This window comes from Streptomyces sp. YS-3 (assembly GCF_045257485.1).
In the GTDB taxonomy this organism is placed as follows: Bacteria; Actinomycetota; Actinomycetes; order Streptomycetales; family Streptomycetaceae; genus Streptomyces.
In genome coordinates this window covers 1-10,368 of record NZ_JBJHPC010000241.1, presented here as the reverse complement: position 1 = coordinate 10,368, position 10,368 = coordinate 1, and the positions used below count along the sequence as shown (strand labels likewise).

11 protein-coding genes are annotated in these 10,368 nt (G+C 73.1%); all 11 read left to right on the top strand.

Going from position 1 to position 10,368, the window contains the following annotated elements; translation table 11 throughout:
- Positions 1-148 precede the first annotated feature (148 nt).
- The gene (locus ACJA3G_RS20070) at positions 149-976 is read left to right on the top strand and encodes an MlaE family ABC transporter permease (RefSeq protein ID WP_406554396.1); all 828 of its coding nucleotides are present in this window, start codon (positions 149-151) and stop codon (positions 974-976) included.
- A gap of 73 nt (positions 977-1,049) precedes the next feature.
- Positions 1,050-1,847, top strand: a complete 798-nt coding sequence (locus ACJA3G_RS20065) for an MlaE family ABC transporter permease (RefSeq protein WP_406554399.1) — start codon at positions 1,050-1,052, stop codon at positions 1,845-1,847.
- A complete protein-coding gene (locus ACJA3G_RS20060) occupies positions 1,844-3,160 on the top strand; it encodes an MCE family protein (RefSeq protein WP_406554395.1) in 1,317 nt (438 codons plus the stop codon). Before ACJA3G_RS20065 ends, ACJA3G_RS20060 begins: the two co-directional genes overlap by 4 nt.
- A gap of 40 nt (positions 3,161-3,200) precedes the next feature.
- Positions 3,201-4,235, top strand: coding sequence for an MCE family protein (locus ACJA3G_RS20055; RefSeq protein WP_406554394.1), 1,035 nt, complete (start codon positions 3,201-3,203; stop codon positions 4,233-4,235).
- Complete coding sequence (locus ACJA3G_RS20050; RefSeq protein ID WP_406554393.1) at positions 4,232-5,296, top strand: MCE family protein; 1,065 nt, start codon at positions 4,232-4,234, stop codon at positions 5,294-5,296. Before ACJA3G_RS20055 ends, ACJA3G_RS20050 begins: the two co-directional genes overlap by 4 nt.
- 2 nt (positions 5,297-5,298) lie before the next feature.
- Complete coding sequence (locus ACJA3G_RS20045) at positions 5,299-6,339, top strand: MCE family protein (protein ID WP_406554398.1); 1,041 nt, start codon at positions 5,299-5,301, stop codon at positions 6,337-6,339.
- Positions 6,336-7,472: an MlaD family protein gene (locus ACJA3G_RS20040; protein WP_406554392.1), complete on the top strand. Its 1,137-nt coding sequence runs from the start codon at positions 6,336-6,338 to the stop codon at positions 7,470-7,472. Before ACJA3G_RS20045 ends, ACJA3G_RS20040 begins: the two co-directional genes overlap by 4 nt.
- Complete coding sequence (locus ACJA3G_RS20035; RefSeq protein WP_406554391.1) at positions 7,469-8,704, top strand: MlaD family protein; 1,236 nt, start codon at positions 7,469-7,471, stop codon at positions 8,702-8,704. Before ACJA3G_RS20040 ends, ACJA3G_RS20035 begins: the two co-directional genes overlap by 4 nt.
- Before the next feature lie 4 nt (positions 8,705-8,708).
- Positions 8,709-9,212 (top strand): hypothetical protein, encoded by a 504-nt coding sequence (locus tag ACJA3G_RS20030; RefSeq protein WP_406554390.1) that lies wholly within the window; start codon positions 8,709-8,711, stop codon positions 9,210-9,212.
- A 14-nt stretch (positions 9,213-9,226) separates the two neighbouring features.
- Positions 9,227-9,787 carry a hypothetical protein gene (locus tag ACJA3G_RS20025; RefSeq protein ID WP_406554389.1) on the top strand — a complete coding sequence of 187 codons (561 nt, stop codon included), beginning with the start codon at positions 9,227-9,229 and terminating at the stop codon, positions 9,785-9,787.
- A 27-nt stretch (positions 9,788-9,814) separates the two neighbouring features.
- The coding region (locus tag ACJA3G_RS20020) for a nuclear transport factor 2 family protein (RefSeq protein ID WP_406554397.1) at positions 9,815-10,368 on the top strand (554 nt) is incomplete at its 3' end.

Genomic DNA, 10,368 nt, shown 5'->3' with positions numbered 1-10,368 from the left:
GCGCCCGGGTGCGCGCGCTCCTCGACGAGCTCCCGCCCGCCGCCCGCGCGGCCGTCGAGGCCGACCTGCGCGGCGCGCCACCGGGCGGCCCCGGCACCACGCTCGTACGGACCGGGCCCCCGCACATCAACGACGGCGGGGGGACGCGGTGAGCGCCCCCACCGACTCCGGGCCCGGGCCCGCCGGGGCGCCCGTGCCCCGTCCGCCGCTGCGCGTCCTCAACCCGCTGCGCGAGACCGGCAGGCTCTTCGCGCTGGGCCTCACCGTCGTACGGCTGATGTTCCGGCGGCCCTTCCAGGCGCGGGAGTTCGTCGAGCAGTTCTGGTTCATCGCCAGTGTCACCATCCTGCCCGCGATGCTGGTGACGATCCCGTTCGGCGCGGTCATCGCGCTCCAGGTGGGTTCGCTCATCCAGCAGTTCGGCGCGCAGTCCTTCACCGGCGGCGCGAGCGTGCTCGTCCTGGTCCAGCAGGCGAGCCCGCTGATCGTGTCGCTGCTGATCTCCGGGGTCGCGGGCTCGGCGATCTGCGCGGACCTGGGGGCGCGGACGATCCGCGAGGAGCTGGAGGCCATGGAGGTCATGGGCGTCTCACCGGTGCAGCGGCTCGTCGTGCCCCGGGTCCTCGCGGTCATGTCGGTCGGGCTGCTGCTCAACGGTCTCGTCTCGGTGGTCGGGACGCTCGGCGGCTACTTCTTCGCGGTGACCGTGCAGCACGGCACCCCGGGCGCGTACCTCGCCGGCTTCTCCGCGCTCGCCCAGCTCTCCGATCTGCTCATCGGCGAACTCAAGGCGGTGCTCTTCGGGTTCATCGCCGGGGTGGTCGCCGCCTACCGGGGACTGAACCCCAAGGGCGGCCCGAAGGGCGTGGGCGACGCCGTCAACCAGTCCGTCGTCTTCACCTTCCTGATGCTCTTCTTCGTCAACATGGTGCTGACGGCCCTGTACCTCAGGCTCGTCCCGGCGAAGGGGCTCTGACATGGCGCTCCTGGACCGGGCCCGAGGCCGCGCCCGAAGCGGCACCGAACCGGGGAGAGGCGAACCGGGCAGGCTGTGGGCCTGGCTGGACCGGCCCGGCGACGAGCTCCTCTTCTACCTCCGCGCCCTGCTGTCAATCCCGCGCGCGGTCCGCCGCTACCCCAAGGAGGTCCAGCGCCTGCTGGCCGAGGTCTCCTTCGGCAGCGGCGGACTGAGCGTCATCGGCGGCACGGTCGGCGTGATGATCGGCATCACCGTCTTCACCGGCACTGTCGTCGGCCTCCAGGGGTACGCGGCGCTCAGCCAGATCGGCACCGACGCCTTCACCGGGTTCGTCTCCGCGTACTTCAACACCCGCGAGATCGCCCCGCTGGTGGCCGCGCTGTCCCTCTCCACCACGGTCGGCGCGGGCTTCACCGCCCAGCTCGGCGCGATGCGCATCAACGAGGAGATCGACGCCCTGCAGAGCATGGGCGTACGGCCCCTGCCGTATCTCGTCTCGACGCGGATCGTGGCGGGCACCGTCGCCATCGTCCCGCTGTACGGGATCGGGCTCCTGGGGTCGTTCCTGGCGTCCCGGGCGGTCACCGTCCTCTTCAACAACCAGTCCACCGGCACCTACGACCACTACTTCCACCTCTTCCTCGCCCCCACCGACGTGCTGCTCTCCTTCCTCAAGGTGCTGGTCTTCAGCGTCCTGGTGATCATGGCGCACTGCTACTACGGCTACCGCGCCACGGGCGGCCCGGCGGGCGTCGGTGTGGCCGTGGGGCGGTCGGTGCGGACCGCCATCGTGCTCATCAGCGTCGCGGACTTCTTCCTCAGCCTGGCGCTGTGGGGCGCCACGACCACGGTGAAGGTGGCGGGATGAGCGCGCCCGTGCGGGACAGGACGACGAGTGCCCCGGCGAAGGCGCGCCCGGCGGACGCCGTACTCACCCGCCGCCGCAGACTGGCCGGTCTGGTCTACCTGCTGCTGCCGGTCCCCCTCATCTGGCTCTCGCTCGCCTTCTACCACCACGACTTCGAGGACACCGCCCGCGTGGTCGTGGAGGCCGGCTCGGTCGGCGACGAGATGCGTCCGCAGGCCGACGTGAAGCTGCGGGGCGTGGTGATCGGCCGGGTCGAGAAGGTCGACACCGACGGCCGGACCGCCCGGCTCACCCTCGCCGTGAAACCGGGGCAACTGCGCCGGGTGCCCTCGGACGTGTCGGCCCAACTGCTGCCCACCACGCTCTTCGGGCAGCGCTATGTGGCGCTCGTACCGCCCGCCCGGCCCTCCACGAGCCCACTGCGGCCCGGCAGCGTCGTCCCCAGGGACCGCAGCCGCAACGCCGTGGAGCTGGAGACGGCCCTCGATCATCTGCTGCCGGTGCTCACCGCCGTACAGCCGCAGAAGCTGTCGGCGACGCTGACGGCGGTGGCCGACGCGCTGCGCGGACGCGGCGACCGGCTCGGCGCCTCACTGGCACAACTCGACGCCTACCTCGGCAGGTTCAACCCGCAGCTGCCCGTGCTGAGCAGGGACATCAAGGAGTTCGTCCGGGTGGGCGAGGGGTACGCGCGAGCCGCGCCCGACATCGTCGACGCGCTCTACGACGCGACCACCACCAGCGCCACCCTCGCCGCCGAACAGCGGCGGCTGGCGGCGGTGTACGGATCGGTGACCACCTCGTCGAGGGACCTCACCACCTGGATCCGGCAGAACCGCGACAACCTCATCCGGGTGACGGCCGCGAGCCGCCCCTCCCTGCAGATCTTCGGCCGGTACGCGCCCGCCTTCCCCTGCACCCTCAAGACCCTGGCCGACTTCGTGCCCGTCATGGACCGGGCGCTCGGCAAGGGCACCGACGAGCCGGGGCTGCACGTGGACGTGACGGTGGTCCCGGACCGGGGCGCCTACCGGCCGGGCCACGACACACCGCGCTACACCGCCACCGGCGGCCCGGCCTGCTACCCGGTCCCGTACCCGGGCGCCCCGGCGTCGGGGCAGGCCCCGCAGAGCGCCTCGGCGCCCCTCGCGACCGTCGGCGGCGGCCTCGGCGTCGCCAACTCGCCGCAGGAGAACACCCTGGTGAACGAGGTGCTCGCGGCCGGTGACCGGCGGATTCCGGACACCCTGCCCGACTGGTCGAGCGTCCTGGCCGGACCGGTGCTGCGCGGCGCGGACGTGAGGCTGCGGTGAGCCCGGTGACGACCGAGAGGACGACGGAGGTGGGGACGAGGTGAACCGCGCGCCCCTCACCGGACCGCTGATCAAATCGGCGGTCTTCGTCCTGGTCACCGTGGTGGCCACCACCGTGCTCGCGCTGAGCATCAGCAACACGGGCGTGGGCGACAAGGACACGTACCGGGCGTGGTTCACCGACGCCACCGGACTCGGCAAGGGCGACTCGGTCCGTATCGCGGGCGTCGAGGTCGGCCGGGTCGAGTCGGTGGAGATCGTCCAACGGCGTTACGCGCAGGTGAGGTTCTCCGTCCGGCGGGGCCGGGCCCTGCCCGCCTCCAGCACCGCCGCGATCAAGTACCTCAACATGGTCGGCCAGCGCTATGTCGCCCTGGAGCGCGGCACCGGCCCCCTCGGAGAGCCCCCGCTGCGGCCGGGCGGGACGATCCCGCTGCGCCGCACCTCGCCCGCCCTCGACCTCACCCAGCTCTTCAACGGCTTCCAGCCGCTCTTCCAGGGCCTGTCCCCGGCCGAGACCAACAAGCTGGCCGGCTCCGTCGTCCAGGTCCTCCAGGGCGAGGGGCCGACCGTGGAAAGCCTGGTCACCAGTATCGGGTCGGTCACCAGCACCCTCGCGGCGAAGGACGCGGTGATCGGGTCGGTCGTCGACAACCTCACCACCGTGCTGCGGACCGTCAACACCCGCGAAAGCCGGCTCACCGGCCTCATCGACACCCTCGACGAGTTGGTCTCCGGCCTCTCCGCCGACCGCAAACCCATCGGACAGGCGGTCAGCTCGCTGGCGGCGCTGACCACCAGCACCGCGGGACTGCTCGACGAGGGCCGGGAGCCGCTGCGCGGCAGCATCGACCAGCTCGGCCGGGTCTCCGCCAACCTCGCGGACAACGGCCCGCTGCTGGAGGAGTTCCTGCGCCGCACCCCCGCCAAGATGCGGGCCCTCACCCGTGCCGTCTCGTACGGGAGCTGGCTCAACCTCTACCTCTGCGAGGCGAAGGTCACCGGCGTCACCACCGACGACGGCAGCCCGCCCCCCACCGGCATCGCAATCAAGGACCAGAGGTGCCGCCGATGACTCCTGTACGCATCCGTGGCCGACGCCCCCAAAAGCCCGCCCGCAGGCCCCTGGCCGAGCGGCACCCCGTGGCCATCGCCGTCGTCGGGCTGCTCACCATGACGCTGATCGGACTGCTCGTCTACCGCGTCGACGCGCTGCCGTTCGTCGGCGGCGGCACCCGCTACACCGCCGACTTCAAGGAGTCGGCCGGACTCCACCCCGGGGACGAGGTGCGGATCGCGGGCGTGAAGGCCGGGAAGGTCGACGCGGTCGGGCTCGACGGACCCAAGGTGAAGGTGGCCTTCACCGTCAAGGACGCCTGGGTCGGGAACGCCAGCACCGTCGGCATCGCCGTCAGGACACTCCTCGGCTCCAAGTACCTGGCGGTCGACCCGCGCGGCACCGGCGCCCAGGACCCGCACCGGCGCATCCCGATCACCCGCACGACCTCACCGTACGACGTGCTCGACGCGCTCGACGGGCTGGGCGAGACGGTCGGCGAGCTCGACACACGCACCCTCGCCAAGAGCTTCGAGACGCTCTCGGCCACCTTCCGCGACACCCCGCCGGACGTGCACAGGGCGGTCACCGGCCTGGCCGACCTGTCGCTGGCCATCGCGAGCCGCGACGAGCAGATCACCCGGCTCCTCCAGGGCACCGACCGGGTCACCAGGACCCTGGACAACAAGAAGGACCGGGTGCGCGACCTGCTCGGCGAGGGCGGACGCCTCCTCGCCGAGGTCGGCTACCGCAGGGACGCCATCCACGGGCTGCTCACCGGCGCACAGAGCCTGAGCGCCCAGCTCAGCGGCGTCGTCGCAGACAACCGGGCCCGGCTCGGCCCCGCCCTCGACTCGCTCGGCCGCGTCACGGCGGTGCTCTCCAGGAACAAGACGAACCTGGACCGCATCCTGGCGCAGGCGGGCCCGTACTACCGCCTCATCGGCAACACCCTCGGCAACGGCCACTGGATGGACAGCTATCTCTGCGGCCTCGTCCCCAAGTCCTATCTGCCCCCGGGCACCTCACCGCCCCGAGGCTGCATGCCACCGAAACCAGCGAAGGGAAGCGGGAGTTGAGAATTTCACGCAGCGCGCTGCCCCGGCCGCGCCGGCTCCTCGTCCTCGGCGTCGCCTTCGTCCTGCTGGTCGCGGCCACCGTCTCGGCCGTCGCCGTGCGCGTCCTGGGCGACGACGGCGCCCTGCGCCTCACCGCGTACTTCGACCGGACGGTCGGCGTGCACGAGGGGTCGGACCTGCGCGTGCTGGGAGTACGGGTCGGCAGCGTCGGCCGCATCCGCCCCGAGGGCACGCGGGTGCGGGTGAGCCTGCGCGTCGACGAAGGCGTACGGATTCCCCTGCTCGTGCGGGCGGTCGTGGTCGCCCCGAGCGTCGTATCGGGCCGTTTCGTGCAGCTCAGCCCCGCCTACAGCGGCAGCGGACCGACCCTCGCGGACGGCGCGGTCATCCCCCGGGAGCGGACCGCGACCCCGATGGAGGTCGACGAACTGGCCGAGAGCGTCAGCGGTCTCGTCGACGCGCTCGGCCCCGAGGGCGCCAACAGCAAGGGCGCGCTCTCCGACCTCATCGGCACCGCCGCCAAGAACCTCAAGGGCAACGGCGACGCCGTCGGCCGTACCGTCCAGCAACTGGGCGGCGCGGCCAAGGTCCTCGGCGGCTCCAGCGCCGACCTGGTCAGGACCGTGCGCCAACTCCAGTCGTTCATCACCATGCTGAAGGAGAACGACAGCACGGTCCGCACCACCGAGCAGCAGCTCTCCGACGTCACCACCTTCCTCGCGGGCGAGAAGGACGACCTCGCCGCCGCGCTGCGACAGCTCGGAACCGCCCTCGGCCAGGTGAAGACCTTCATCCGCGACAACCGGGGCAAGCTCACACAACAGGTCGGCCGGCTCGCCACCGTCACCCGGTCGCTCGTCGACCAACGCGCCTCCCTGGCCGAGGCCCTGGACACCCTGCCGCTCGCCGCCGCCAACCTGGAGAACGCCTACAACCCGGCCACCCGCACCATCGACGGCCGCGCCGACCTCAACGAGCTCGGCCCGCTGCCCCTGCCCGCCGCCGAGACGTACGCCGACAGCGCGCCGGGGGCCCGGCGATGAGGCGGGGCGCCGCACGGGCCGGGCTGGCGCTGTGCGCGGCGGCCGTCGTCACCGGACTCGCGATCGGGCCCGGCGTGCCCTCGTTCCACGGCATCCAGGACCTGCCGCTGCCCGGCGGCGCCGACCTCGGCAGCCACCCCTACCGCGTCACCGCCGTCTTCCGGGACGTCACCAGTCTCTTCCCCCGGTCCGCCGTGAAGGTCAACGACGTCCCGGTCGGCCGGGTCGAGAAGATCACGGTGAGCGGCGACGACTGGCTGGCGAGAGTGACCATGAAGGTCAACGGCAAGGTGCGCCTGCCCGCCGACGCCTACGCCAACCTGGAGCAGTCCAGCCTGCTCGGCGAGAAGTACGTCCAGCTCGTCGCCCCCGAGGACCTGGCCCCCCGCCCCGACCTCAACGACACCACCGGCCTCCGTGCCGCCGCCACCCGGGCCCTCGCGCCGCTGGCGGACGGCGCCGTCATCCCGCTCGCGCGCACCAACCGCAACGCCGAGGTCGAGGAGGTCTTCGGCGCGCTGTCCATGCTGCTCAACGGCGGTGGAGTACAGCAGATCAACACCATCACCCGCGAGCTCAACCGCGCCCTCGACGGCCGCCAGTCCTCGGCCCGCTCCGTCCTCGCCCGGATCGGCACCTTCGCCAAGGACCTCGACAAGCACCGCGGCGACCTCACCGACGCGCTCGGCGCCCTGGACCGGCTGTCGTCCACCCTGGCCGGCCGGGACGCCAGGGTCGGCGCGGTACTGGACCGGCTCGGCCCCGGCCTCACCGTCCTCCGCGACCAGCGCGGCTCGCTCGTCACCATGCTCAAGTCCCTGGACACGCTCTCCACGGCGGCCGTCGGCACCGTCGACCGCACCCGGGCCGACCTGGTGGCCGACCTGCGCGCGCTCGCACCCACCCTGAAGGGCCTGGCCGACGCGGGCCGGAACCTGCCCGCCTCGCTCCAGGTGCTGATGACGTACCCGTTCACCGACGAGGTACTGAGCGGGGTCAGGGGCGACTACCTGAACGTCTACCTCAAGGTCGCCGCCGCCCCCGGCACCATGGTCCTGCCCGAACACGCCACGCCCGCGCCCACCGGGGGGGCACTGCCCCTGCCCTCCGTCGGGGAGGGCGGTGCCCGGTGACCACCCTCGGCACGCACATCAAGAACCTCGCCTTCCTGCTGCTCGGCACGGTGGTGCTCGGCTACATCGCGGTGACCTACGCGGACCTCGGACGGTTCGTCGGCGCGCCCGGCTCGTACACCGTACGCGTCCAACTCGGCGAGACCGGTGGGCTGTTCACCGGCGCCGGGGTCACCTACCGGGGCGTCGACGTGGGGCGGGTCCGGAGCATCGCACTGACCAGGGACGGGGTCGAGGCGCGCCTCGCCATCGACGACGGCACCCCGGCCATCCCCGCCGACCTGGATGCCGAGGTGGCCGGTCTGTCGGCGGTGGGCGAGCAGTACCTCGACCTCGCCCCCCGGACCGACCGCGGCCCCTACCTCCACGACGGCGACACCATCGCCCGCCGGGACACCAGCACACCCGCCCCCATCACCCGGCTCCTCACCGGTGTCGACGCCCTGGCCGCGTCGGTGCCGACCGACGACCTGCGCACGGCCGTCGACGAACTCGGCAGGGCCTTCGCCAACCAGGGCACCAACCTCCAGGTGCTCCTGGACGCGGGCAGCCAGTTCCTCAACGCCGCCGACCGGGCGCTGCCCGCCACCACCCGACTGCTCACCGACGGGGAGACCGTGCTCAGGACCCAGGCCGACAGCACCCGCGCCCTCACCTCCTTCGCCACCGGGGCCCGTACGCTCGCCCGCCGGCTGAAGGACTCGGACTCCGATCTGCGCCGGGTCATCGACGAGACACCCGCCACCGCCGACGAGTTCACCGCACTGCTGCGGGACACCGACCCCGCTCTGAGCGTGCTCCTCGCCAATCTGACCACCACCTCCGAGCTCCTGGTCACCCGCCAGCACGGCACCGAGGAGCTGATGGTGCGGCTGCCCCGGGTGGCCGCCGCGGGCTCCAGCGCGGTCGGCCCGGGCGGAGCGGACTTCGGCATGGTCACCACCTTCTTCAAGCCCCTGCCCTGCACCACCGGGTACGAGGAGACCCGCTACCGCGACGGCCTCGACACCGCCGGTGACGCACCGGTGAACACCGGGGCGCGCTGCACCGCCCCGCCCGCGAGCGGCCGGAACGTCCGGGGCTCGGCCAACGCGCCCAGGGGCCCGGTACCCACCCCGGCGGTGCCGGGCGCGCTCCCGGGCGCCGGCCGGGGAACCGGCGTGCTGGGCGCCCCCTCGATACCTCCACGGAGCCCCGTGGGCCTCGCCGGACTCCTCGGGCTGGGGGAGTGAGGGCATGAGACGCCGACGGCTCGTCCTGATCGCGGGGCTGGTGCTCGCGCTGGCGCTGTGCGGGGTGTCCGGGTGGACGTACGCCCGCGCCAGGGGCGACGGCGATCTGGCGTACGCGCACAGCCGCGACGCGGCGCTCGCCGACGGACGCCGTGGCATCGCCCGGCTGACCTCCCTCGACGCCCGTGACGTCGACGCGGACCTGGCCGACTGGCTGGACGCGACGACCGGCCCGCTCGGGGACGAGCTCCGCGCGACCCGCGCCAAGAGCGCCCAGGTCCTCAAGGAGCGGGGCACCACGACCCGCGCCGAGGTCACCGACGCGGCCGTCACCGAGCTCGACGACCGCTCCGGCACGGCCCGGCTCATCGCGACCGTACGCGTCGAGGCGCGGCCCCGCACCGGCGCCCCGACCACCGACCGCAAACGTTTCGAGGCGGCCCTCGCCCGCACGGGCCACCGCTGGAAGCTCACCTCCCTGACCGCCGTCGCGGTCGGGACGGGCTGAGGGGAGGGGCGGCGATGACCACGACCGAGGAACAGCCGGACACCACGGCCCGCGCCGCTGGGGAGGCGCCCGCCCGCCGCCGTCCACGCCGCTTCCTGCTGCCGCTGCTCATCGCGGCCCTGCTGGCGGCGAGCGGCGTCCTGCTGCTGCTCGCCGGGCAGTCGAGGCACTCCCCGGCCACCGCCAACCGCGCCCTGACCGACCACGCGGCGACGGACGAGGTGCTGGCGGAGGTGGGAACGGCGGCCTCCCGTGTGTTCAGCTACGCCCCGGACACCCTGGCCCGCACCCGCGACGACGCGCGCGTGCTGCTGCGCGGGCAGGCGGCGAAGGAGTACGACGCGCTCTTCGCGCAGCTCCGCGGGCGGGTGGCCGAACAGGGGCTGACGCTCACCACCAGCATCTCCCGCGCCGGGGTCACCCGGCTCACGGCCACCCGCGCGGAGCTGCTGCTCTTCCTCGACCAGACCAGTGTGCGGCGCGGCGGCAACGCGACGACGGTGGCCGCGCAGCTCTCGGTGTCCGCCGCGCGCGAGGGCGGCCACTGGCGGATCACAGCGATCAAGGCCCGCTAGGGCGGGTGGGGAGGTGCCATGGCACGGATGACATGGGCGGTGCGCGGACGGCCGCCGCTGACGGCCGCGGCCGGGGTGGCGGCGGCGCTGGCCTGCGCGTTCGCGGTGTGGACGGGTGGTTCCTGGTACACGGCGGCGCACGACGACCGGGCCGCGTTCGCCCGTACCAGGGACGCGGTGCTGCAGGCCGGTGAGCAGGGCGTGCAGAACATGAACACCCTCGACCACGGCGATCTGGCGCACGGCCTCGACCTTTGGGAGGAGTCCGCCACCGGCGACCTCCTGAAGGAACTCAAGGACAGCAGGCAGCAGTTCGTCCAGCAGGTCGAGAAGGCCGGGACCACGACCACCGCCAAGGTGCTCTCGGGCGCGGTCACCGAACTCGACGAACGGGCGGGCCACGCCCGGGTGATGGTCGCGACCCGCGTCACCGTGGTCGCGGCCGACCACCGGAGCAGCACCAAGGACAGCCGGATGCTCGGTGAACTCACCCGCACCCCCGAGGGCTGGAAGCTGAGCCGGCTGGGCCAGGCGCCGATCGGCGACGCGGCCACCCCCTCCGGCAACCCCACCGGCACCCC